Origin of the sequence: Tritonibacter sp. AK171, assembly GCF_030127025.1 — a bacterium.
GTDB lineage: Bacteria > Pseudomonadota > Alphaproteobacteria > Rhodobacterales > Rhodobacteraceae > Epibacterium > Epibacterium mobile.
Window position 1 is genome coordinate 2,686,106 of the sequence record NZ_CP126134.1, and the last position, 24,494, is coordinate 2,710,599.

At 60.9% G+C, this 24,494-nt stretch carries 21 protein-coding genes and 1 riboswitch; of the genes, 13 read left to right on the forward strand and 8 right to left on the reverse strand.

Features of this window, described 5'->3' with window-relative positions; translation table 11 throughout:
- Positions 1-236: 236 nt before the first annotated feature.
- From QNI81_RS12635 to QNI81_RS12655, 5 genes are all read right to left on the reverse strand, one after another.
- A complete protein-coding gene (locus tag QNI81_RS12635) occupies positions 237-1,610 on the reverse strand; it encodes an aspartate aminotransferase family protein (protein WP_225262297.1) in 1,374 nt (457 codons plus the stop codon).
- Positions 1,611-1,672: 62 nt separating this feature from the next.
- Positions 1,673-3,148: an NAD-dependent succinate-semialdehyde dehydrogenase gene (locus QNI81_RS12640; RefSeq protein WP_283966716.1), complete on the reverse strand. Its 1,476-nt coding sequence runs from the start codon at positions 3,146-3,148 to the stop codon at positions 1,673-1,675.
- Between the two features lie 84 nt (positions 3,149-3,232).
- The gene (locus QNI81_RS12645) at positions 3,233-3,712 is read right to left on the reverse strand and encodes an Lrp/AsnC family transcriptional regulator (protein WP_005628126.1); all 480 of its coding nucleotides are present in this window, start codon (positions 3,710-3,712) and stop codon (positions 3,233-3,235) included.
- A 1-nt stretch (position 3,713) separates the two neighbouring features.
- Positions 3,714-4,706: a N(2)-acetyl-L-2,4-diaminobutanoate deacetylase DoeB gene (gene doeB / locus QNI81_RS12650; protein ID WP_283966717.1), complete on the reverse strand. Its 993-nt coding sequence runs from the start codon at positions 4,704-4,706 to the stop codon at positions 3,714-3,716.
- A 143-nt stretch (positions 4,707-4,849) separates the two neighbouring features.
- Complete coding sequence (locus QNI81_RS12655; protein WP_283966718.1) at positions 4,850-5,869, reverse strand: GlxA family transcriptional regulator; 1,020 nt, start codon at positions 5,867-5,869, stop codon at positions 4,850-4,852.
- A 200-nt stretch (positions 5,870-6,069) separates the two neighbouring features.
- Positions 6,070-6,261, forward strand: a riboswitch (cobalamin riboswitch).
- Positions 6,262-6,432: 171 nt separating this feature from the next.
- Between QNI81_RS12655 and QNI81_RS12660 the strand changes: the two genes are divergently transcribed.
- From QNI81_RS12660 to QNI81_RS12680, 5 genes are all read left to right on the forward strand, one after another.
- Entirely contained in the window at positions 6,433-7,440 is a 1,008-nt protein-coding gene (locus tag QNI81_RS12660) for an ABC transporter substrate-binding protein (RefSeq protein ID WP_065328490.1), read from the forward strand.
- A complete protein-coding gene (locus QNI81_RS12665; RefSeq protein ID WP_110362877.1) occupies positions 7,440-8,480 on the forward strand; it encodes a FecCD family ABC transporter permease in 1,041 nt (346 codons plus the stop codon). The genes QNI81_RS12660 and QNI81_RS12665 overlap by 1 nt, the downstream gene beginning before the upstream one ends.
- Positions 8,477-9,238 carry an ABC transporter ATP-binding protein gene (locus QNI81_RS12670; protein WP_126137771.1) on the forward strand — a complete coding sequence of 254 codons (762 nt, stop codon included), beginning with the start codon at positions 8,477-8,479 and terminating at the stop codon, positions 9,236-9,238. The genes QNI81_RS12665 and QNI81_RS12670 overlap by 4 nt, the downstream gene beginning before the upstream one ends.
- Before the next feature lie 11 nt (positions 9,239-9,249).
- On the forward strand, positions 9,250-9,672 hold the full coding sequence (locus QNI81_RS12675; protein ID WP_283966719.1) for a pseudoazurin: 423 nt from the start codon (positions 9,250-9,252) through the stop codon (positions 9,670-9,672).
- Positions 9,673-9,842: 170 nt separating this feature from the next.
- A complete protein-coding gene (locus QNI81_RS12680) occupies positions 9,843-10,385 on the forward strand; it encodes a CHAP domain-containing protein (protein WP_009177730.1) in 543 nt (180 codons plus the stop codon).
- A gap of 109 nt (positions 10,386-10,494) precedes the next feature.
- Here QNI81_RS12680 and QNI81_RS12685 read toward each other — a convergent pair whose 3' ends face one another.
- Both QNI81_RS12685 and bhcR read right to left on the reverse strand, forming a co-directional pair.
- Positions 10,495-11,406 (reverse strand): PRC-barrel domain-containing protein, encoded by a 912-nt coding sequence (locus QNI81_RS12685; protein WP_065333323.1) that lies wholly within the window; start codon positions 11,404-11,406, stop codon positions 10,495-10,497.
- A gap of 194 nt (positions 11,407-11,600) precedes the next feature.
- Positions 11,601-12,440, reverse strand: coding sequence for an HTH-type transcriptional regulator BhcR (gene bhcR, locus QNI81_RS12690; protein WP_283966720.1), 840 nt, complete (start codon positions 12,438-12,440; stop codon positions 11,601-11,603).
- Positions 12,441-12,608: 168 nt separating this feature from the next.
- On the opposite strand from bhcR, the gene bhcA reads away from it, so the two are divergent.
- The 4 genes from bhcA to bhcD all read left to right on the forward strand — a co-directional run bounded on the left by bhcA (position 12,609) and on the right by bhcD (position 17,038).
- Positions 12,609-13,799 (forward strand): L-aspartate--glyoxylate aminotransferase BhcA, encoded by a 1,191-nt coding sequence (bhcA, locus tag QNI81_RS12695; protein ID WP_283966721.1) that lies wholly within the window; start codon positions 12,609-12,611, stop codon positions 13,797-13,799.
- The gene (bhcB, locus tag QNI81_RS12700; protein WP_225262483.1) at positions 13,799-14,764 is read left to right on the forward strand and encodes a beta-hydroxyaspartate dehydratase BhcB; all 966 of its coding nucleotides are present in this window, start codon (positions 13,799-13,801) and stop codon (positions 14,762-14,764) included. Before bhcA ends, bhcB begins: the two co-directional genes overlap by 1 nt.
- A gap of 45 nt (positions 14,765-14,809) precedes the next feature.
- Positions 14,810-15,973 (forward strand): 3-hydroxy-D-aspartate aldolase BhcC, encoded by a 1,164-nt coding sequence (bhcC, locus tag QNI81_RS12705; protein ID WP_283966722.1) that lies wholly within the window; start codon positions 14,810-14,812, stop codon positions 15,971-15,973.
- Between the two features lie 99 nt (positions 15,974-16,072).
- Complete coding sequence (gene bhcD, locus QNI81_RS12710) at positions 16,073-17,038, forward strand: iminosuccinate reductase BhcD (RefSeq protein ID WP_283966723.1); 966 nt, start codon at positions 16,073-16,075, stop codon at positions 17,036-17,038.
- Between the two features lie 61 nt (positions 17,039-17,099).
- Here the strand turns inward: bhcD and QNI81_RS12715 are convergent, their stop codons facing one another.
- The gene (locus QNI81_RS12715; protein ID WP_283966724.1) at positions 17,100-18,008 is read right to left on the reverse strand and encodes a LysR family transcriptional regulator; all 909 of its coding nucleotides are present in this window, start codon (positions 18,006-18,008) and stop codon (positions 17,100-17,102) included.
- Between the two features lie 164 nt (positions 18,009-18,172).
- Between QNI81_RS12715 and xdhA the strand changes: the two genes are divergently transcribed.
- The 4 genes from xdhA to QNI81_RS12735 all read left to right on the forward strand — a co-directional run bounded on the left by xdhA (position 18,173) and on the right by QNI81_RS12735 (position 24,493).
- On the forward strand, positions 18,173-19,636 hold the full coding sequence (gene xdhA / locus QNI81_RS12720; RefSeq protein ID WP_283966725.1) for a xanthine dehydrogenase small subunit: 1,464 nt from the start codon (positions 18,173-18,175) through the stop codon (positions 19,634-19,636).
- A 14-nt stretch (positions 19,637-19,650) separates the two neighbouring features.
- Positions 19,651-21,984 (forward strand): xanthine dehydrogenase molybdopterin binding subunit, encoded by a 2,334-nt coding sequence (gene xdhB, locus QNI81_RS12725; RefSeq protein ID WP_283966726.1) that lies wholly within the window; start codon positions 19,651-19,653, stop codon positions 21,982-21,984.
- Between the two features lie 4 nt (positions 21,985-21,988).
- On the forward strand, positions 21,989-22,840 hold the full coding sequence (xdhC, locus tag QNI81_RS12730) for a xanthine dehydrogenase accessory protein XdhC (protein ID WP_283966727.1): 852 nt from the start codon (positions 21,989-21,991) through the stop codon (positions 22,838-22,840).
- Between the two features lie 69 nt (positions 22,841-22,909).
- Positions 22,910-24,493 (forward strand): permease family protein, encoded by a 1,584-nt coding sequence (locus QNI81_RS12735; RefSeq protein ID WP_283966728.1) that lies wholly within the window; start codon positions 22,910-22,912, stop codon positions 24,491-24,493.
- Position 24,494: the final 1 nt, after the last annotated feature.

Consider the following 24,494-nt stretch of genomic DNA (forward strand, 5'->3'; position numbering starts at 1 on the left):
CCACATAGACCGACCCCCAAAGCAAGAGAGCCTGTGACGCGCGCGTGCTGAAAACTGGCATTCGCGCGATGCGATTGAGCCTAGAAAAGATGAATTAATACCGGCTCAAACCGACCGCAAAATCACCGGTATCATCATTAAATCAGCGCAAGGAATTGGTCTTTTCTTGAGGTGGGCAAACGGAAAACCGCCCGCAGACCTGCTGCGGGCGGCGCAATCGTGTTGAGGGGGTTGGATCAGCCCAGCACGGATTTGACCGCGCGCAGGGTGCCTTCGACCACCTGATCGGCCTCGGCACGGGTCAGGCAGAAGGGCGGCGCAAAGCCCAGGATATCGCCCTGCGGCATGGCGCGCGCGATGATCTTGTCCTGCTCCAGCAGTTTCGCCGAGACCTGCGGGCCAATCTTGTCGGCAGCGTCAAAGAAGGTGCGGCTGTCGCGGTCCTTCACAAATTCCACCGCGCAGAGCATGCCCTCGCCGCGTACATCGCCCACATTGGCGTGCGCGCCCAGCGCCTCGGCCATGGTGGCGTTGAGGTAGGCCCCCACCTCGCCGGCGTTGCTGACAAGGTTCAGCTCGTCGATGAGTTTCAGGTTGGCCACACCCGCCGCCGCCCCGATGGGGTGCGCGGAATAGGTCCAGCCGTGGCCGATGGGGCCGTTTTCATCGGTGCCCTGCTCCAGCACCTTCCAGACCTTGTCGCTGACGATGGAACCGGAAAGCGGCGCATAGGCAGAGGTAAGACCCTTGGCGATGGTGATGATGTCGGGCTCCAGACCGTAGTGATCCGAGCCGAACATGGTGCCCAGACGGCCAAAGCCGGTGACCACCTCATCCGCAACCAGCAGAATGTCGTGTTTCTTCAGAACTGTCTGGATCGCTTCCCAATAGCCTGCGGGCGGCGGCACGATGCCCCCGGTGCCCAAGATCGGCTCACCGATGAAGGCGGCGATGGTGTCGGCACCTTCACGCTCGATCAGAGCTTCCAGCTCAGCCACGCAATGGGCCACGAACTGCTCTTCGGTCTGGTTCAGATCCTCGCGGCGGAAGTAATAGGGCGCTTCGGTGTGGATCACCTGCTCGACGGGCAGGTCGAATTTCTTGTGGAACAGCTCAAGCCCGGTCAGGGAGCCAGTGACCAGCCCGGATCCGTGATAGCCGCGCCAGCGCGAGATGATTTTCTTCTTTTCGGGGCGGCCAAGGATGTTGTTGTAATACCAGATCAGTTTGACGTTGGTTTCATTGGCGTCCGAGCCGCCAAGGCCGAAATAGACCTTCGACATATTCTTGGGCGCGCGATCCAGGATCATCTTGGCCAGTGTGATCGACGCCTCGGTGCCGTGGCCCACGTAAGAATGATAATAGGCCAGCTCGCGTGCCTGATCGGCGATGGCCTCGGCAATCTCCTGACGGCCATAGCCGACGTTGACGCAGTAAAGCCCGGCAAACGCATCCAAGAGCTTGTTGCCGTCGCGGTCCTCGATAAAGACGCCGGAGGCGGTCTTGATCACCCGGTTTGCGCTCTCACCGCGCGCGTGCTGCGCCAGATGGGTCGAGGGGTGAAAGAAGTTGTCGCGGTCCCATTGGTCCAGTTGATCGTTCTTCAGCATGATCTGTCCTTCCTATTTCCGTGCTCCACCTGCGGGGTGGAAAATCTCGCATCATTCGAGGGTTACGCCCAGTCGCGGCAGACGTATTTGACCTCGGTAAACTCTTCCATGCCCAACCGAGCACCCTCGCGCCCCATGCCGGACTGTTTGGTGCCGCCAAAGGGGATCGGCGCGCCAGTGACCTTGGTGCGATTGACCGCCACCATGCCAAACTGCAACGCACGGCTCAGGCGATAGATCCGGCGCGGGTCGTGGCTGTGCACATAGGCAACGAGGCCATATTCGCTGTCATTGGCACGCTGGATCACCTCTTCCTCGGTGTCAAACGGCGTGATCGGCGCGACGGGGCCAAAGGTCTCCTCGCGCAGGATGGCCGCATTTGCGGGCACATCGGTCAACACGGTGGGTTCATAAAACAGCGGCCCCAGCGCGTGGCGTTTGCCACCACAGGCGAGGGTTGCTCCCTTTTCCAGCGCGTCGGCCACGTGTTGTTCCTGTTTTTGCACCGCTTTTTCGTTCATCAAGGGACCGATGTCGGGATCATCAATCCCCTTGCCCACAGTCAGCGCCTGCGTCGCTGCAACAAAGCGGGTGCAAAACTCGTCATAGATGGCGCGTTCAACAAAGATGCGGTTGGCCCCGAGGCAATCCTGCCCGGAGGTGGCAAATTTTGCCTTGATCGTTTCGGCCACCGCGCGGTCCAGATCGCAGTTTTTAAAGACAATGACCGGGGCATGTCCGCCCAGTTCCATCACCAGCCGTTTGACCGTCTCGGCGGACTGGCGATAGAGCAGTTTGCCAACCTCGGTAGAGCCGGTGAACGACAAGGCCCGCACTCGCGCGTCCCGTGTCCATGGCTCAACCACCACCGGGGCTTTGCCCGTAACCACGTTGAATACGCCCTTGGGGATGCCCGCGCGTTCCGCAAGCTCGGCCAATGCCAGCGCGCTGAAAGGTGTTTCACCAGAAGGATGCGCCACAACGGTGCAACCCGCCGCCAGTGCGGCTGCGGCCTTGCGGGTCAGCATCGCGGATGGAAAGTTCCATGGCGTGATCAATGCGGCCACGCCCACAGGTTCGCGCCACAGCTCCACCTCGGCATCGGGCAAATGGCTGGTGACGCCCTCGATATTGGGGCGTTTGGATTCCTCGGCATAGAATTCGACAAAGGCCGCGCCATAATCGATCTCGCCGCGTGCCTCAGAGAGGGGCTTACCCTGCTCCAGCACCATCAGGCGGGCGAGGTCTTCTTTGTGTTCGATCATCAATTCAAACCAGCGACGCAGGATGGCGCAACGGTCCTGCGGCAGCATCAATGCCCAGCTGGCAAAGGCGGCATGCGCCGCATCCACCGCGGCAGAGGAATCCTCTGCCGTCATCGCGGTCACATCACCGATGAAATCCCCGGTGGCCGGGTCATGAACGGCGACAACCTCGCCATTGGATGAGGCACACCATTTCCCATTTATGTAGGAAAACGAGCGCACTAGCGATTTGTCACTGATCTCCGCACGCGCGGACAGGGCCGATAACGACATGTCTGCTCCTCCTGAAAGTCTCAGGAAGAGTGTGCAGGGTGTTTTCAGAAGATGTGACTGAAGTTTGCCGGGTGGGCAGAGGATTCAACTGCCCTGCAGCAGGATTTCGAGAGGCGGCACGCCCGCGCCCTTTACGGGCTTGGTCACAATATAGGTGAAATAGCGGCTAAGACCGATGCGTGCATCCAGCATCGCGTCGATCAGCCGCTGGTAAGCATCGATGTCGCAGGTAACGATCTGCAACAGGTAATCAAAGCCACCGCCCAGCGCCCAGCAGGCCACCACCTCATCATAGCGCTGCATGGCGGCCTCAAAGGACTGAAAGCTTGCCGCCGTGTGATCCGCAAGTTCGGCCGCCACAAAGACGGTGACGTGCGGTGCGATTTTCTTGAGGTTGATGCGGGCGTTATACCCCTCGATCAGCCCGGCCTTTTCCAGCTTCTTCAGGCGTTCCCAGCAAGGCGTGGGCGACAGGCCCACCTGATCGGCCAGTGCTGCCTTGGTGATGCGGCCATCGCGGGACAGAATGCGGAGGATATCGAGGTCGCGCTGATCCAGATGCATGTCAGCCCTCGACCACACCGATCACGGCGGCGCAGTCACCGGATTTTATCATGCCGGGGAAATGGCGGCTGATCAGCACGCCACTGCGGCGGGCGCGGTATTCCACGGGGGCCTGCCCGGTGCGGTCGGGCGACCAGACGCGGGCGACCACATCGCCCTTTTGCACATGATCGCCAAGGTCGAGCATGATCTCGAAAAGACCGTCGTGCTCGCTGAACAGGAAACAATCCCCATCTGGCATATCGAGCGTCACCGAAGGATCAATCCGCATCTCGCCCTGAAAAATTCCAAAGTGGATCAACACATTGCGCAGGCCTTTCTTGGCGATGGCATTGCTGCGCGCGGTGGACATGCCGCCGCCGCCCAGTTCCGTGGTAACCAGCACCGTGCCCATATCCTCGACGGCGGTGTCGTACATGCCCTCGCTGTCGATCTCTAAAAGTTGCACAGAGTAAGGCGCGTTAAAGGCCTGCATCGCGGCGTAGCAGGCCTCCTGAAGGCCCTTGTCCTCAAGGATATGCGCCGCAGCGAAGGGCACAAAATCCAGCGTTTTGCCGCCAGAATGAAAATCCACCGCCACATCCGCCATCGGCAGGAGCGTGCGTTGGAAATAATCGGCAATCTTTTCAGTGACCGTGCCATCGGGACGGCCCGGAAACGCGCGGTTCAGGTTGCCCCGATCGATGGGCGAGGTGCGCGCGCTGGCGCGAAAGGCAGGATAGTTGAAATAGGGCACGATAATCAGCCGCCCGGTGACATCCTCGGCGCGGGTGGTGGCGGCAAGCTCTTGCAGCGCCACGGGGCCCTCGTATTCGTCGCCGTGGTTGGCTCCGGTCAAAAGCGCGGTTTTGCCCGTGCCGTTCTGGATCACCGTGATCGGGATCATCACGGACCCCCACGCGCTGTCATCCCGGCTGTAAGGCAGCTTTAGAAACCCGTGGTGCACACCGTCCTGATCCAGTGGAATCGTCGGAGAGATCGGATTGTCTTTCATCGCCTTGTCCTTTTGCCTGTCGGGAATGGAGCACCCTTCGCCTCAATTGCGGGGCCTCTCTCTATGTCACCAATACGAAGGCTGAGCGGGAATTCAAAGCCTTGTGTGCGCTCGCGCCATTCGCGCAGGTTGTTGCGCTCTCCCTAGTCGGAGCGCAGCCCTGCCCCCGCACGGTCGCGCGCGCGCACCTGATAGGGGGTCATGTTATACTCACGCCGATAGGCACGAGAGAGCGATGTTGACGAGGCAAAGCCGCTGGCAAAGGCAATCTCTGCAATGGGAAGGTTCGTGTCCGTGATGAGCTTGTTGGCAAGTTTCAACCGCAACTGCATGTAGTGCTTGGCCGGGGTGGTGTTGAGATGCGTCAGGAACAATCGTTCCAGATGGCGCACAGAAATCCCGGCGCGCTCGGCGATCTCAGCCGTGGGGAGCGGATGTTCGATGAACTCTTCCATGATGGCCATGGCACGTACCAAACGGGCCTCAAGGAGGTTGGTATTGCGGGCAGCCCCTTGGGGCTGTTCACCAGAATAGCCCCGTGCGGTGTCGATCATCAGCACGCTCGCCAGTTCGGCGCAATGTTGCGGTGCGAGGATCTGCGACAGGTAGCGCACCACCAATTCGGCACTGTAACCGCCCCCGGCAGAGGTCAGGAGACCTGCGTTATCCTCCACCAAGCGATCTGTGAGCGTTGGGTATTCTCCGGCCTCCCGCAGCGCGCGCAGGTCTTGCCAATGGGTTGTGGCCGGACCCGACAAGGGCGCGGACCGACGGATATAGGCGGTTGCCGCATCTGACAGCAAAAAGGCCGGGCGGCGCAGCTTTTGCATTGCACGCGCACGCGCCAGCCAGCTGCCTCCGCTGCAGTTGCGCCCGCCGATGACAAAGAGCACATCTTGCAGATATTGCAGCCCAATTGCCGGTTCCGCCCGGATCATCATTCCCGCAGTGCCCGTCACAACACCCGGACTGTCAGAGGTGATCCGCCATGAGAACCATGTGCCTGCTTCCAGCGCATTTGCGGCCTCAAACACCGCAAGGATCGAGGACAGCTCGATATGCGAAAACCCCGGCTGCACAAAAATCTCAACCGTCAATCGCGGGTTTTCACCGCTGGCGTCGGGCGGTGCGCTGGGAGTTGAGGGCGTGGGATTTACGTTCATGTTGGATCAAGACCCTACCCGGCTCGGGAGCACCTCCACAAGTCATCTCGAGCCGCTTTCTCGCAGCAATGCGTCACCGCAGGATCAAGCTGGTTCAGACGCTCGCTCTGCTGGGCCGGCGACACGGCGGGATCTTTTGGCATGCGTTTGCCCCTGCCCGAGGGACGGTCGGAAAGGCTATTGCCGAACGCTAAGATCCCCCTTAACAATCGCGCGTCGGTTTCCATTTGGAAATAATAGGGAATCCGCCACCATTCTTTGGTGAACCGGAACTGCCCCCGCAACTGTAGGCGCGGAGCGTCGGCGAACTGCCACTGCAGCCTTGGCTGTGGGAAGGCCCGCCGACACGATGAAACGCCAGTCAGGAGACCTGCCGACATCTGTTTTGCAACTTGGCTCGGACGGGGTGTCTGAGGAGGTGTCGAATGCACGTTGTCAGCAGCAAAGTTGACGCGGATCATAGCCAGATCAGGGATACGGGCCATTGCCGTCCGGTCGGTGGTCCAGTTCTGAAGCGGCATATCCTCTCTTTCTCCGGGTCCATCACATACCGGAGTTGATCCATGTATCCGAAATTCCTTCTGGCGAGCGCTCTTTGCGCCACCGGTCTTGGCTTTGCCGCGCAGGCTGACACCACCTATCCGCTCACGCTCGAAAATTGCGGATCGGAAGTCACCTTTGACAAAGCCCCCGAAACAACGGTGACCGTTGGTCAGGCCGCAACAGAGGTTCTGTACGCGCTGGGTCTGGGTGAAAAGGTCACCGGCACCTCGGTCTGGTTCACCAAGGTGCTCCCCGAATTTGAAGAACTGAACGCCGGGGTTGAGCGTCTTGCGGACAATGATCCCAGTTTTGAGAGCGTTGTGGCAAAGCGCCCCGGGCTGGTGAGCGTACAATATGAGTGGCATGTCGGCCCGCAGGGTATCGTTGCCACGCGCGAGCAATTCTCTGACCTTGGCATCCCGACCTACGTCCTGCCTGCCGACTGTGTGGGCAAAGACAACACCAAGGGGTCCGATGGCACCCGCCTTGAGATGTACGAAATGAGCAGCGTCTATCGCGGCATCGAAGAGATGGCGCAGATATTCAATGTTCCCGAGCGCGGCACAGAACTGGTGGCGAGCCTCAAAGCCCGCGAAACCGCCGCGATCGAGACCGCCAAGGCGCTTGATCTGACCGATAGCTCTGCGGTGTTCTGGTTCTCCTCGGCGGAGATGGACATCGACCCTTACGTCGCTGGGCAAGCTGGCGCACCCGCCTACATGATGGAGGCCCTCGGCCTGCGGAACGTCATCGAAAGCAATGAGGAATGGCCGACCGTCAGCTGGGAAACCATCGCGCGCGCCAATCCGTCGGTGATTGTGGTCGCCCGTATGGAACGCCGCCGTTTTGAAGCCGACGATGTTGAAAAAAAGCTGGAGTTCCTGCGCACCGATCCGGTTGCGAGCCAGATGGATGCGGTGAAAAACGACCGTATCGTGATCCTTGATGCCCATGCGATGGATCCCTCGATCCGCAATATCTCGGCGCTGGAAACGCTGGCCGAAGCACTGCCCGCATTGGATCAGTGATGAGCGACGCGGCACTCACCCGCCCCCTGCATCGACGTGTCACGCTGTGGGGCGTGCCGGGGATTGCCGTCTTGACGCTGGCCATTCTGGCTGGCGTCATTATTGGAGAGACGCCGCTGCCCATCCCCACGGTGGCGGCGGCGCTTGCCAATAACCTGTGGGATGCAGGCTATGTAATCGATCCCATTGATGCCGGTATCATCTGGAGCTACCGGCTGCCCCGGACCTTGGTCGCGGCGGCCTGCGGCGCCGGGTTGGCGCTTTCGGGCGTGGTGCTGCAATCGCTGGTGCGCAATGCGCTGGCCGATCCTTATTTGCTCGGTGTCTCCGCCGGGGCTGGCGCCGGAGCGGTTACCGTGACTGTCTTAGGCGTCGGCGGCGGCCTCTTGGGGATCTCGACAGGTTCTTTTATCGGCGCGGCATTGGCCTTTGGTGTTGTATCATTGTTGGCGCGCGCCGCTGGGGGTGGCCCCGCACAACTGGTTCTGGCCGGGATAGCCGGGTCGCAATTGTTCAATGCGGTCACGTCTTTTCTGATCGCAAAGTCGGCAAATGCCGAACAGGCGCGCGGGATCATGTTCTGGCTGCTCGGGAACCTGTCGGGTGTGCGCTGGCCGGATGTGTCACTCGCGGTGCCTACAGCGGTTTTAGGTTTTTTCGTCTGCCTTTGGTTCGCGCGGGCCATGGATGCGTTTTCCTTTGGTGCGACCTCGGCGGCCGCGTTGGGCATACCGGTGCGCCGGGTGCAAATCGCCCTGATCGGAGCTGTGACACTGATGACCGCCGCCATGGTGAGCCTTGTTGGGTCCATCGGTTTTGTCGGTCTCGTGATCCCGCACGCCATGCGCTACGTTGTGGGACCGCGCCATGTGCGGCTGGTGCCAGCGACCGCCCTTGCAGGTGCGGTGTTCTTGATTGCCGCCGATATCGCATCACGCGTGTTGATCCCCGGACAGGTGGTGCCCATCGGGGTGGTCACCGCATTGGTGGGCGCGCCCGGCTTTGCGCTGATCCTCATTCACAATCGGAGCCGGGTATGAAACTGACCGCCACATCACTGGGTTGGCGCGCAGGCACCAGAGCAATCGTCGAAGATGTCTCTGTGCAGATTGAGCCGGGAGAGACCTTTGGCCTGATCGGCCCGAACGGGTCTGGAAAGTCGACCTTGCTAAAGCTGCTGGCGGGGCTTGCCAAGCGCGGCAAGGGCACGGTGCATCTGGACGACCGCCCCCTCGCGGATCTGTCCCGGCGCGAGATCGCGCAGAGCATCGCCTTTGTGGAGCAGATCGCGGACACCTCGGAGCGACTGACAGTCCGCGATGTTGTGGAATTGGGGCGCACGCCCTGGCTCTCGGCTCTCTCTCCGTTTGATGATCATGATCGCTCCATCGTGATGGACGCACTGCAGGCCGTGGACATGGCGGATATGGTCGATCAGGCTTGGGCGACCCTTTCGGGCGGTGAACGCCAGAGGGTTCAGATCGCGCGCGCCCTTGCCCAGCGCCCGCGATTGCTGATCCTGGATGAGCCGACCAACCACCTCGACATTCACCACCAAATGACGCTCCTGCAATTGGTTAGCCGTCTTCCGATTACCATTGTGATGGCGCTTCATGATCTCAATCAAGCGATGAACTGTGATCGGGTCGGGGTAATGCAATCGGGGCGACTGATCGCCTGTGGCCCGCCCGCAGAGGTGTTGACGCCGGATCGGCTGGCTGAGGTTTTCCGCATCCGCGCAACGCCGCTCTTTGATCCAACCGATGACTCCACCGTTCTTCGTTTTCATTGCCTATAGGACTTAACGATATGAAATTTCACATGGTTTTTGCAGCTGCCATGATGGCTTCGCCTCTGATTGCCGAGACCCACGAGGTGCAGATGTTCAATCGCAACGAACAAGGTGCGATGATCTATCAGCCCGAGTATTTACAGATTGCCCCCGGCGACAGTGTGCGGTTCATCCCCACGCAACCCAGTCATAACGCGGCAACGATTGACGGCATGATCCCCGAGGGTGCAACACCTTTCAAAAGCAAGATCAACGAGGACTTCACCGTGACCCTGACCGAGAGCGGACGCTACGGCATCAAATGTTCGCCGCATTTTGCGATGGGAATGGTGATGGTGATTGATGTGGGCGACGTGGCCGTCGCACAGGAGTTGCCCGAAGATTTGCCAAAACGCGCGATGCAGCGATTCCGCGACATTCTCACTGTGGACGCCCAGTGATATTGGCACCCCTCTCGACACCAAATGCGGGAGGGGGGACGAAATTGTTCCATGTTTTCTGAGTCATTGGCAAGAATCTGCCACCGCACAACAGGCGTATTGGCACACACGGGTTTTTGACAGAATGTTACGGCGCTTCACGAACGTCAGAAACAACGCCAGAGATTCCCTTGCAGACCATTGCCCGCACCCTCCGCCTGAAATCGATTGTTAGTGGAATTCTTCTTATCGCGGCTCTGGGCCTGAGCGCCTGTGGCGAAGCGCCCGTTGGCGATGATAGTCAGATCGACCCAACCCGCCGTGCCTTTGCGATGCGCGAGGCAGAGAGCCTGCGATCCCGTGGAGCGCGCGTCTGGTGTGTGCCTTTTGCGCGCAATCTCTCCGGTGTGGAAATTCGCGGCAATGCGCGGACATGGTGGAAACAGGCGCAGGGCCTGTTTGATGTTGGCAAATCTCCCTCTGTTGGCGCCGTCATGGCATTCAGCGCCACGCCATCTATGCCGCTTGGCCATGTTGCGGTTGTCTCTGAAGTTGTTGATGACCGCATGCTGCGGGTCGATCATGCCAACTGGCACCGCAACAAGGTATCGCTTGGGATGGCCGTGATTGACGTTTCCGACAAGAACGACTGGTCGCGTGTGCGTGTGGAAAGCAACCCCGGCTCATTTGGCAGTGTCTACCCGATCAACGGATTCATCCGCCCCAATTCCTGATCGCTGGGCTATCCCGGCAGAACAGAAAGAAGGCCCGCCAGAAACTGGCGGGCCTTTTTCGTCAACAGATGGCAAGGGTGCCATCGCTACTCACTAACCAAGCGCGGGATTACCCTTCGTAGGCATCCATGCCCTTCAGCTTGTCTTCGGTCATCGGCAGATAGACACGAACTTCGTCACCGCCGGTCTCATGCAGAACTTCGATCTGGTTCAGGTCCAGTTTTACCGGCTTTTCACCAATGCCGAGGAAGCCGCCCACATCGACGATGGCGTGGGTGATTTCACCCTTGTCGTTCATCACGAGGTCAGACACCTCGCCCATCCATTCGTCCTTGGCATCATAAGCGCGGGCACCGGTCAGCATTTCGGCGGTGAGCTTATCACCCTGCACGGTTTCAAAGCCCTCGCGCTGCATCTCGCCCATCTCGCTTTTGACCTCGGCAGTGGTCTCTTTGACCTCAGCGGTCGCATCATTCACTGCTTCGCCAACATTGTCTGCTGCGGCTTGGGCGGAGTTCTCAAGGTCCTCGGCTGTGTTTTCCACTGCAGTCGCGGTGTTATCCGCCACCTGCTCTGCACGATTGCCGAGATCGTTCATCGCGGTGTGCTCATAAGCTGGTGCATTCTCCAACTCAGCCACTTCCGCCTGCATCACCAAGAAATAGTCCGCGTCATCTTCTGCGGTGGCGCTGTCGGACACCATTTTCAGGGCATCCATGTCGACAGCGACCTGACGTTCACCGATGCCGAGGAAACCCCCGATATCAACCAGAACGGACTGGATGTTGCCGTCGCGGCTCAGCACGATGTCATGCACTTCGCCGATATCTTCCCAATCTTGCTGCACACCTTCATAGCCCTCAGTGTTGACCTCGGTGCTGGTGGTGTAGATGCGCTGGCCAATGAACTCGGAGGCTTGGATCGCCATCGGATCAGCTTCGGCCATAAACTTGTGATCATCCGCAAACGCCATGGTAGAAGTGGCAGTCAGCAGGGCGGTAGAGATCAGAAGGTTTTTCATCAGTACTCTCCTCATTTAAGTGTATTCAGTTGCGGCCGCTTACAGCCACACAACGAGAGCACCGGAGAAATTGTTCCTGTGTTTTTTGAGGTTTGTCAGAAAATTCTTATCGCGCCCTTTGTGAAAGGCCTGAATGATCGCGCCGTCATAGCCTCCGCACTACACCCCAACAGCACACGCGCAGGATGTGCCCCTCAGGGCGCAACATCCCCGCCGATGGCCAGGGTCAAAGCGCGCGCAGCCTCGATTACGGGGCGGCTCAACTGGCTGATTTCCTGCGCGCTGATGCGGCTGGTCGGACCAGAAACGGAGATCCCCGCGATGGCCTCTCGGTTCATGTCGAAAACCGGTGCCGCAATACAGCGCATGCCCGCGTTCTTTTCCTCATTGTCGACCGCAAAACCCTGCGTGCGGATCGTCGCCAGATCCTGTTTCAGCGCCTCATGATCGGTGATGGTGTGATCGGTAAAGACCTCCAGCCGGGTGGTCGCCAGTAGCCGGTCCAGACGACTGGACTCCATCTGCGCCAACAGCGCCTTGCCGATGCCCGACGCATGCATCTGCGACAGGGTGCCGGGCGGAAAGAAAGCGCGGATGCTGGCGTGGGTCTCCACTTGACTGAGAAACAGAACATGGCCCTCCTTCTCTATGCCGAGGTTGGCGGTCTCGCCTGTTTCCTCCATCAGCTTTCGCAGGATCGGGCGCGCGCGATCCACCAGACTGGTGCGGCGCAGGAACCGCGCACCGATCACAAAAGCCCGCGCACCGATGTGCCAGAGCTGCTCCTCGGTGTCGAACTCCACCAGCCCGCGCCCTTCGAGCGTCACCAAGATCCGATAGACCGTGGCGGGCGACTGGCCCATCTCCTCGGCAATCGACGTCAGGGGTTTGCCCTGCGCCTCGCTCAGGAACTCGAAAACCTCCATCGCTCGGTCGAGCGACTTGATGGTGTTTTGCGCCGTCTTGTCGTGCCAGTCCCGGGGCCGCCCCCGGGCCCGCCGGGTGGTCTTGGGGCGAGTTTCTTGCGAATCCATCAGATCCCTCCGGTTTTGTGCGAAATTCGAATTCACGATATGAAAAACTCAAGCACCTGACAAGGAACGATATTTCCACCCAGAGCCGTTTTCGAAAAACGATTTCAAAAAAATTTCATCGCTGGCGGGTCCGGCCTAGGGTGTCTCAACGACGGAAGGAGACATTCCATGAGCTTTCAAAATCCCGTTTTCATCCCGGGTCCGACCAACATCCCCGAAAGCCTGCGCAAGGCCTGCGACATGCCGACGATCGACCACCGCTCGCCGCTGTTCGGTCAGATCCTGCATCCGGCCCGCGACGGCGTGCGCAAGGTTCTGAAAAGCGAAACCGCCGAAGTTTTCATTTTCCCCTCCTCCGGCACCGGCGGCTGGGAAACCGCGCTGAGCAATACGCTGTCGGCGGGCGATACCGTACTGGCGGCGCGCAACGGCATGTTCAGCCACCGCTGGATCGACATGTGCCAGCGCCACGGGCTTGATGTGCAGATCGTCGAGACCCCCTGGGGCGCGGGCCTGCCCGCCGACCGCTATGAGGAGATCCTGAGCGCTGATAAAGCCCACAAGATCAAGGCGGTGCTGGCCACCCACAATGAGACCGCCACGGGCGTGAAATCCGACATCGCCGCCGTGCGCCGCGCGTTGGATGCCGCCGGTCACCCGGCGCTGTTGTTTGTGGATGGCGTCAGCTCCATCGCCTCGATGGATTTCCGCATGGACGAATGGGGCGTCGACGTGGCCGTCACCGGCTCGCAAAAGGGGTTCATGCTGAGCGCGGGCCTCGCCATCGTTGGCTTGAGCCCCAAGGCGATGGAGGCGACCAAGACCGCCCAGCTGCCGCGCACCTTCTTTGACGTGCATGACATGGCCAAGGGCTATGCCAACAACGCCTATCCCTACACGCCCGCCGTGGGTCTGATGAACGGGCTCAATGAATCCTGCAAGATGCTGCTGGACGAGGGGCTGGAGAACGTCTTTGCCCGCCACCACCGCATCGCCGAAGGGGTGCGCGCTGCGGTCGGCGCCTGGGGGCTGGAGCTCTGCGCCGCGTCGCCGGAGGTCTATTCCGACACCGTCAGCGCCATCCGCACGCCCGAAGGGTTCAACGCCACCGATATCGTCACCCATGCCGCCGACAAATACGGCGTCGCCTTTGGCGTGGGGTTGGGTGAGGTCGCGGGCAAGGTGTTCCGCATCGGCCACCTCGGCAGCCTGACAGATGTGATGGCGCTCTCCGGGATCGCCACCGCCGAGATGTGCATGGTCGACCTTGGCCTTGATATCCAACTCGGCTCCGGTGTTGCGGCGGCGCAGGACTATTATCGCGGCAATGCGGCGACGGCGCAGCAGGATGCCGCGTGATGAAGGACAGCGCGATGTATATCCCTACCTATGAGGACATGCTGGCGGCGCATGAGCGGATTGCCCCGCACATCCGCCGCACGCCGATCCGCACCTCGGCCTATCTGAACGAGCTGACCGGTGCGGAGCTGTTTTTCAAGTGTGAGAACTTTCAAGAGCCGGGTGCGTTCAAGGTGCGCGGTGCCAGCAACGCGGTGTTTGGTCTGGACGCAGCACAGGCGGCCAAGGGCGTGGCGACGCATTCCAGCGGCAACCATGCCTCCTGCCTGTCCTATGCGGCGATGCTGCGGGGCATTCCCTGCAACGTGGTGATGCCGCGCACCGCGCCGCAGGCCAAGAAGGACACCGTGCGCCGCTATGGTGGCAAGATCACTGAATGCGAGCCCTCCACCTCGTCGCGCGAGGAGACCTTTGCCCGCGTGCAGGCCGAGACGGGCGGCGATTTTGTGCATCCCTACAATGACCCGCGTGTGATCGCGGGTCAGGGCACCTGCGCGAAGGAGTTCGTGGAACAAACCGATGGGCTGGACCTCGTGCTCGCGCCTATTGGCGGCGGCGGCATGATCTCCGGCACTTGCCTGACCCTGTCGACGCTGGCGCCCGAGACCAAGATCATCGCGGCCGAGCCCGAGCAGGCCGATGACGCCTACCGCAGCTTCAAAGCGGGCTACATCATCGCTGATGACGCGCCCAAGACCATTGCCGACGGGCTGCTGGTGCCACTCAAAGATCTGACCTGGCATTTTGTGTCAAACCATGTGTCCGACATCCTGACCGCATCTGACCCCGAAATCATCGACGCGATGAAGCTCATTTGGAAGCACCTGCGCGTGGTGATGGAGCCCTCTTCGGCGGTGCCCCTCGCGACGATCCTGAAGAACCCCGAGACCTTTCGCGGCAAACGTGTCGGTATCGTTTTAACCGGTGGCAATGTCGACCTCGACCGCCTGCCATGGACGCTTTGAGACCCTGTGTTTCCCTAAATAGACTCTAATATTGGAGTAACCCCAATGAATGCACCCGCAAATTTCGAAAACCTTGAAGTGGGCTTTGACGTACCGGCCCTGCCCGGCATGGACGAAGCCGATATTCAGACACCCTGTCTTGTGCTCGACCTTGACGCGCTGGAGCGCAACATCAAGAAGATGGGCGACTATGCCAAGGCGCATGGCATGCGGCATCGCGTGCACGGCAAGATGCACAAATCGGTGGATGTGGCCAAGCTGCAAGAATCGCTGGGCGGCGCGGTGGGTGTCTGTTGCCAGAAAGTGTCGGAGGCCGAAGTCTTCGCCCGTGGTGGCATAAAGGACATATTAGTCTCTAATCAGGTGCGAGATGCGGCCAAGATCGACCGTCTGGCCCGGCTGCCAAAGCTTGGCGCGCGCACGATTGTCTGCGTCGATGATCTGGCCAATGTGGCGGATCTGTCGGCGGGCGCACAAAAGCACGGCACCGAGATCGAGTGCTTTGTTGAGATCGACTGCGGCGCGGGGCGTTGCGGTGTCACCACCACCGAAGCCGTGGTCGAGATCGCACAGGCAATTGATGCGGCAGCGGGCCTGAAGTTCACCGGCATCCAAGCCTATCAGGGCGCCATGCAACACATAGATAGCTACGAGGGTCGCAAAGAAAAACTCGACATCGCCATCGCACAGGTGGCGGATGCGGTCGAGGGTCTGAAAGCGGCAGGTCTGGCGCCTGAATTAGTCTCTGGTGGTGGTACAGGCTCTTATTATTTCGAGTCTAACTCGGGCGTTTATAACGAATTGCAGTGTGGTTCCTATGCGTTCATGGACGCCGACTATGGCCGTATCCTTGATCAGGATGGCAAACGGATCGATCAGGGAGAATGGGAAAACGCGTTCTTCATCCTCACCCAGGTGATGAGCCACGCAAAATCCGACAAGGCGATCTGCGACGCGGGCCTCAAGGCGCAATCAGTGGACAGCGGGTTGCCCTTCATCTTTGGCCGCACGGATGTGGAATACGTCAAATGCTCCGACGAGCATGGCGTGATTGCCGACCCTGACGGCGTGCTCAAGGTCGGCGAGAAGCTGAAGCTGGTGCCGGGCCACTGCGACCCCACCGCCAATGTGCACGACTGGTACGTCGGCGTGCGTGGCGGCAAGGTCGAGACCCTGTGGCCGGTATCTGCCCGCGGCAAGGCCTACTGACCCCCCAACTGGCGGAGGTGTGCATCGCAGCCCTCCGCCAGCTTTTTATTTGCCTCGCGGTCCAGATGAATGGGCCGCGCCCGATCAATGGAGACACTGATGTATATCGTACCCGAACGGGCGATTGCCGACTTGATGACGCGCGATGCTGCCTTTGATGCGGTGGAGAAGGTCTTTGCCGCCATGGCCGCCGGTGATGCCTACAACTTCCCGGTGGTGCGCGAGGCCATTGGCCATGAAGACGCGCTTTATGGGTTTAAGGGCGGCTTTGACCGCGCGGGCCTGTCGCTGGGGCTGAAGGCCGGCGGCTACTGGCCCAACAACTTGGAAAAACGCGGACTGATCAACCACCAGTCCACTGTGTTCCTGTTTGACCCCGACACTGGCAAGGTGCGCGCCATGGTGGGCGGCAACCTCTTGACCGCATTGCGCACGGCGGCGGCGTCTTCCGTATCGATCAAGCACCTTGCGCGCGAGGATGCAAAGGTGATCGGCATGATCGGTGCCGGACATCAGGCCAAGTTCCAACTGCGCGCCGCGCTGGAGCAGCGTGACTTTGACAAGGTGATCGGCTGGAACCTGCATCCCGAGATGTTGCCGAACCTCGAAGAGGTCGCAACCGAGGCGGGCCTGCCGTTTGAGGCGGTGGAGCTGGACGGCATGCGTGCAGCGGATGTAATCATTTCCATCACATCGTCGTTTGATGCCATCCTGCAGGCGGATCAGGTCAGCCCTGGCACCCATATCGCCTGCATGGGCACCGACACCAAGGGCAAGCAGGAGGTCGATCCCCAGCTTCTGGTCCGCGCCGATGTCTTTACCGACGAGGTCGCGCAATCCATCTCCATCGGCGAGGCGCAGCATGCGGTGGCGCAGGGGCTGATTGCCGAGGCGGATGTGGCGCAGTTGGGTGCCGTTATTAACGGCGCGCATCCGGGCCGCAGTTCAGCGGAGCAGATCACCCTGTTCGACGGCACTGGCGTCGGCCTTCAGGACCTTGCGGTAGCCGCCTCAGTGATTGAGTTGGCGGTGAAAAAGGGCATCGCCATCGAAGTCGATTTTTAACCTCAAGACGCCATCACTCACGGCTGTTTGCGCCCCGGTTCATCGCCGGGGCGTTTTTTTGTCAGACATGCGCGTCCAGATAGGCCTGACCGCGTTCGGTGATGAAATCCACCAACAGGCGCACCTTCGGGTCCTGCAGTTTTTTATGCGGATAAAGGCAGCCGAAGATCGCAGCCATAGGGCGCGCCTCCGGCAGGATCTCCACCAGCGCGCCTGTGCGGAGATGCTCGGCCACCTCAAATCGCGGTTTATTGACGATGCCCCGGTGATCCAGCGCCCAGTTCAACAGCACCTCACTGTCATCGGCATCATATTTGCCGCTGACTTCGAATTTTCGAAATCCAGATTCTGTGTTCAAGGTCCAGAAATACTCTGGCGAACGTGGGTAGCGCAGCAGCAGGCAGTTGTGTTTGCCCATCAGATCCTGCGGCACACGCGGGGTGCCGTACCGTTCCAGATAAGAGGGCGATGCGCATAGCACGCGCTCCACCCCAGCGATCTTGCGCATCTTCAGGCTCGAGTCGCTCGGTGTGCCGACAAAGAACGCCAGATCCAACCCATCGGCAAGGATATCGACACGGCGATCCGACATCCGCATCTGCACATCAATTTCGGGGTGTAGTTTGACAAAATCAGGCACTAACGGGGCGATAATGAGCCGTCCGGCCGCCAGAGGCGCGGTGATTTTCAGGGTCCCACGCGGGCGGCCAGAGAATTGCGCAACCACGCTCTCTGCTTCCTCGACCACCTCAAGGATACGCAAGGCTTCTTGGTAGAATCGCTTGCCTGCCTCTGTCGGCGTCAGCGACCGTGTGGTGCGATTGAACAGCCGCACACCGAGATGTTCTTCCAGTTCTTTGATCCGTTTGCTGGCCACAGCCGGGGTCAAACGCACGTCCCGCCCGCCTGATGTGATACTGCCCAGCTCCACCACGCGACAGAACAGACGCAGGCTCTCCATATAAGCCATTCAAAAACCTCGATTGCTGAGACTCTCCCGATATAGCCGAGCAAATCGCCTCTGATTATCAACACATCGTTGAAAGTATTTCGCAAAGCACGCCGTATTTCAATGGAGTCAGAGGGGTTACTCTGTGCCACAGCTCTAGAGGCAGGGCAGAACAGGGAGGTTCAATGGCTCAGGAACATCAAATCCGCTTTCTTCTGAACGGAGAGGAAAAGCGCATCGCTGACGTCAAAGCGACGCTGACCTTGCTGGATTACCTGCGCCTTGATCAGCGCCTGACGGGCAGCAAGGAGGGCTGTGCCGAGGGCGATTGCGGTGCCTGCACCGTGCTGGTCGGTCGCCTGCATCAGGGCCAGCTGCGCTATGAAACGGTCAACGCCTGTATCCGCTTTCTGGCGTCCCTGAACGGGTGCCACATCGTCACCGTCGAGCATCTCTCCGGACCGGAGGGTCGCCTACACCCTGTGCAACAGGCGATGGTGGATTATCACGGCAGTCAGTGCGGCTTTTGCACGCCGGGCTTTGTCATGTCGCTCTATGCGCTGTGGATGGGCAATCCGGAGCCGTCGATGCAGCAGGTGGAAACTGCGATCCAAGGCAACCTCTGCCGCTGCACCGGTTATGAGCCGATTGTTCGGGCGGCGATGGCCGTCACCCAATACGGCACCCCGGCGCATGACCACCTCACCCGCGAGCGCCAAGCTGTGACCGCGCAGTTGATCGCGCTTCAGCCCAAAACGCGTATTACGACAGGCCCGGAGGACGACCGTGCGATCCTGCCCAAGGACGTTGCCGACCTCGCGCAGGTGCTGACTGATAACCCCAAGGCGACCATTGTGGCTGGTTCCACCGATGTGGGGCTGTGGGTCACCAAATTCATGCGCCCCATTTCGCCGGTGGTGTTCATCACCCATCTGGAGGGGCTGAAGACCATCGACCTGAATGATGACGCGCTGACTATCGGCGCTGGTGTCACCTATTCCGAGAGCGAGGCCGCGATCCGCGAGGCCTTCCCACATCTCGGCGAATACTGGGACCGCATCGCCGGCTGGCAGGTGCGCAATATGGGCACCATCGGCGGCAATATCGCCAATGGCTCGCCGATCGGGGACACACCGCCGGTGCTGATCGCCCTTGGCGCAGAGGTCATGCTGCAAAGCCTGCGTGGCACCCGCATCCTGCCGCTGGAAGACTTCTTTATCGACTATGGCAAGCAGGACCGCGAAGCGGGCGATTTTGTCGCCGCCATCCGCATTCCGCGCAGCCAACCGGGCCAGATCGACGCCGCCTACAAGATCTCTAAACGCCGGGACGAGGATATTTCCTCGGTGGCCGCCGGGATCAGCGTCACCGTCAGTGATGGCATCATCACCGCCGCCCGTCTGGCGTTTGGCGGCATGGCAGCCACTCCGAAACGGGCCGCGCATGCCGAAACGGCGCTGGTCGGACAGCCCTTTACAGCGGCAACCTTCGATGCGGCAGCAAAGGCGCTGACCCAAGATTTCACCCCACTGAGCGACTGGCGCGCGAGTGCGGACTACCGGACCACCGTCGCCGCCAACCTCTTGCGCCGGTTCTATCTGGAACAAGACAGCACACATGACGCACCGGTGCGTCTGGCCATCGCGTGAGGGAGGACGGAACCATGAAAGATCTGAACATCAGCGCCGAGATCAAGGGCGCCGCCCATCAGGACCTCAAGCACGACAGCGCCATCAAGCAGGTGCAGGGCCGGGCCGATTATACCGATGACATTCTGGAACCCGCAGGCACCCTGCACGCCTATCTCGGGGTCTCCACCGTTGCACATGCCAACATCCGCGCCATGGATCTGACCCGCGTGCGATCCGCGCCGGGCGTGGTCGATGTGCTGACCGCCGAGGACATCCCTGGCGTCAATGACGTCAGCCCCACCGGCAAACATGACGAGCCGGTGTTCCCGACCGAAAAGGTGGAATTCCACGGCCAGCCGCTGTTTGCGGTGATCGCCGAGAGCCGCGATGCCGCACGGCGGGCGGCGGAGCTGGCGGATGTCGACTATGACGTGCTGCCCCACGCGCTGGATGCGATTTCGGCGCGCGAGGCGGGCATGCCGATGGTCACCGATCCGCTGAAGCTGGAGCGCGGCGATGTGGCGGCTGGTCTGGCCGAAGCGCCGCACCGTGTGCAGGGCCGCGTCACCGTCGGCGGGCAGGATCACATGTACCTCGAGGGGCATATCGCCTTTGCCATTCCGGGCGAGGATGACGATGTGGTAGTGCATTGCTCCACCCAACACCCGAGCGAAGCGCAGCATATGGTGTCCCATGTGCTGGGCGTGCCGTCGAATGCGGTGGTGGTGAACGTGCGCCGCATGGGCGGCGGGTTTGGTGGCAAGGAAAGCCAGATGAACCTGTTCTGCGCCGTTGCGGCCCTTGGCGCAAAGAAGCTGAACCGCCCCGTCAAGATCCGCCCCGACCGCGATCAGGACATGACCGCCACCGGCAAGCGGCATGACTTTGTGATCGATTATGATCTCGGCTTTGACGGTGAAGGGCGCATTCTGGCGGTGGACAGCCAGTTTGCTGCGCGTTGCGGCTATTCCTCTGATCTGTCCGGCCCGGTCACCGACCGGGCCCTGTTCCACGCGGACAACGCCTATTTCTATCCGCATGTGCGACTGACATCCTGCCCGCAAAAGACCAACACAGTCTCTAACACAGCGTTTCGCGGCTTCGGCGGCCCCCAGGGCGTGGTCGCCGCAGAGCGGATGATCGAGGAAATCGCCTATGCGCTGGGCAAGGATCCGCTGGAGGTGCGCAAGGCCAATTTCTACGGCCAACCCGGCGATGGTCGCACCCTCACCCCCTATCATCAGGAGGTGGAGGACAATGTGATCGGTCGCATTGTCGAGGAGCTTGAGGAAAGCGCCGACTATCAGGCACGCCGCGCGGCGATCATTGCCGACAATGCCAAGGGCGGCATCATCCGTCGTGGCATCGCGCTGACGCCGGTGAAATTCGGCATCTCCTTCACCGCCACCTGGTACAATCAGGCCGGTGCGCTGATCCACATCTACAATGACGGTTCGATCCACCTCAATCATGGTGGCACCGAGATGGGTCAGGGTCTGAACACCAAGGTTGCGCAAGTGGTGGCCGAGGCGTTTCATGTCGATTTCGACCGCATCAAGATCACCAAGACCACCACGGAGAAGGTTCCGAACACCTCTGCCACGGCGGCCTCCTCCGGGTCCGACCTCAACGGTATGGCAGCACTGGATGCCTGCGAGCAGATCAAAGCGCGGCTGGTGAAATTTGCCGCCGAGAGCCGGGGCGTGGCCGAAAGCGCGGTCAGCTTTGGCCCCAACCACATTCGCATCGGCGAGGAGGTGGTGGACTTCGCCGCCTTCATCCGCGAGGCCTATATGGCGCGGGTGCATCTGTCGGCGGCAGGCTTCTACAAGACGCCCAAGATCCACTGGGATCGTGCGGCGGGCAAGGGACGGCCGTTCTACTATTACGCCTACGGCGCGTCTTGCTCGGAGGTCGCCATCGACACGCTCACCGGGGAATACCGGGTGGAGCGCACCGACATCCTGCATGATGTGGGCCGGTCGCTGAACCCGATCTTGGACAAGGGCCAGGTTGAGGGCGCGTTTATCCAGGGCATGGGCTGGCTCACCACCGAGGAGCTGTGGTGGGATGACGCAGGGCGCCTGCGCACCCATGCGCCTTCAACCTATAAGATCCCGCTGGCCTCGGATCGGCCGCGCAGCTTCAACGTGAAGCTCGCCGACTGGTCGGAAAACCGCGAGATGACCATCAAACGCTCCAAAGCCGTGGGCGAGCCGCCCTTCATGCTGGGGATCTCGGTGCTGGAGGCGCTGTCGATGGCGGTGGCCTCGGTTGCCGACTATCGCGAGTGCCCGCGTCTTGAGGCACCCGCCACGCCCGAACGCGTGCTGATGGCCGTTGAACGGCTGAAGGCCGGAGGGTGAGGCCATGCAGGCAGAGCGCCTTCGCCAGTTTCTCGACGCGCCCGGCCCGGTGGCCAGCCTGCGGCTGACGCGGGTGCGGGGGTCCTCGCCGCGCAACATGGGCACCGAGATGTATGTGCGCGCCGAGAGCCTCTTTGGCACGATCGGCGGTGGCCAGCTGGAGCATCTTGCCATCGCGTCGGCGCGGGAATTGCTGGCGGCGGGGAACCTGTCGCACCATATGGATGTACCGCTTGGACCCGAGATCGGCCAATGCTGCGGCGGGCGGGTTGAGATCGCCCTCACCCGGATGAGCACAAGCGACAAGGAGGCCGCCCTGCGCGAAGCAGAGGCACAGGACGCGGAGCTGCCTGCTGTCTATATCCTCGGCGCAGGCCACGTAGGCCGCGCGCTTGCGGATCTGTTCCAGCACATGCCGGTGCGCGCGGTGCTGATTGACCAACGCGAGGAGGAACTGGCGCAGTCCCACGCGCAGGTCGAGCGCCGCCAGAGCGCGATCCCCGAAATCGACGTGATGAACGCCCCCGAGGGCAGCGCCTTCATCGTGCTGACACATGACCACGGGCTTGATTTCCTGCTGACCTCTGCCGCCCTGCAACGGGGTGATGCGGCCTATGTCGGCATGATCGGCTCTGCCACCAAACGGGCGAAATTCGCCAGCTGGACCCAAGACCACTGCGACGGGCTCTCTGTCGCAGATCTGATCTGCCCCATCGGGGCAGGCGGTAGCCGCGACAAGCGGCCCGCCGTGATTGCCGCACAGGTTGCGGCAGAAGTGATCACGGCACTGACCTCTGAAACTGCCGCAGACCACCCCGCATATGGGGAGACTGCCCTGCATATCGCGGCGCAGTAGTAGACCGCCGCACCTGATTGGGGAGGGAGGAGAACCACCCCAAAGGTCGGCCATCAAAGGGAGGTCCCCATGAGGGATGGGAGTTATACCTACAAGCTGTTTCACCGCAGCGATTTCAGCGCGTTCTGGGCTCTGTTTACCGACAATATCGTCAACCTGATGGTGCTTGCGGGCATCTGTCAGTTCGTCTTTCAAATGCCCGCCGAGATCGTCTATGGCCGCATCGTGCCGGGGGCCGGTGTTGCGATCCTTGCCGGGATCGTGGCCTATGTGGCGCTTGCCAAACGCGCCGCACACCAACACGGGCGGGACGTCACCGCCCTGCCCTACGGCATCTCGACGCCGGTGATGTTTGTCTATCTCTTTGGCGTGATCGGCCCGATCTACTGGGCCACCAATGATCCGCTTTTGGCGTGGCAGGTGGGGATCGGAGCCGGTTTCATGGGCGGAATTGTTGCCGCCCTTGGTGCGGTTGTCGGCCCATGGCTCAAACGCGTGACACCACGCGCGGGTATGCTCGGCACGCTCTGCGGCATTGCGCTGGTGTTCATCGGTTCGGTGCCTCTGGCGACCGTGTTTGAGAACCCGTTTATCGGCTTTGCCTCCATGATCATCATTCTCTGGGGGCTCGTGGGGCGCTTTCGCCTGCCGTATAATATCCCTGCAGGTCTTCTGGCGCTGATTGTTGGCACCGTAGTGGCGCTGATGCTGGGCACTTCGACCCTCAGCCTTGAGGGCATCGGCTTCTATCCGCCGCTGCCCTACATCGGAGATCTGATCGCGGGTATTCAGTACCTCTTTGCCAATCCTGAGCTGTTCCTGGTGCTGGTGCCAGTGCAGATCTACAACTTCATCGAGACCATGAACAACGTCGAGAGCGCCGAGGCGGCGGGCGATCACTACCCGGTGGCCACCTGCCAGATCACCGACGGGGTGGGCACCATGATCGGCGCGGTCTTTGGCTCTCCCTTTCCGACCACCGCCTATATCGGCCATCCGGCCTATAAACGCATGGGAGCGCATTCAGGCTATATCATCGGCGTCGGCACGGTGATCCCGCTGGCGGCGTTTTTTGGCCTGCTTGCCTTCCTCAACAACCTGATCCCGGTGGCCGCGGCGGCGCCGGTGCTGGTGTTTGTGGCGCTGAGCCTGATCACCAACACTGCCCATTCGGTCAAGACCGAGCACATGGCGGCAGTGACCATCGCGATGATGCCGCATGTCTCGGCGTTTTTGATGGTGAAATGGGCGGCCCTGATCGGCGCGCTCGGAGCGGTCGGCGTCGCAGGCGTGCCGCAGTTGGGAGACGCCGCGCTGACCTCGGCACTGCTACAACAGGGCGCACATTTCAGCGGTCATCTGTCGCTTTCACAGGGGGCCATCCTGACCGGGCTGATCTGGGGGGCCATCGTTGCCTATGTGATTGACGGGAACTTTCGCGGCGCAGGAGGCTTTGCCATTGCTGCGGCAGCAATGTCGGCGCTTGGGATCATCCACGGGGCGAGCCTGCACTGGCCAGAACTGAACAGCGTGACCGGTGGCTATTTGATCGCGGCTGCGTTCCTCTTCATCTACCCGCTGTTTCACAAGGAAGATGATCTGGTGAATGCGAATGTGGTGTTGGAGGAAACTCCGCCACAAGCCGCAGAATAGG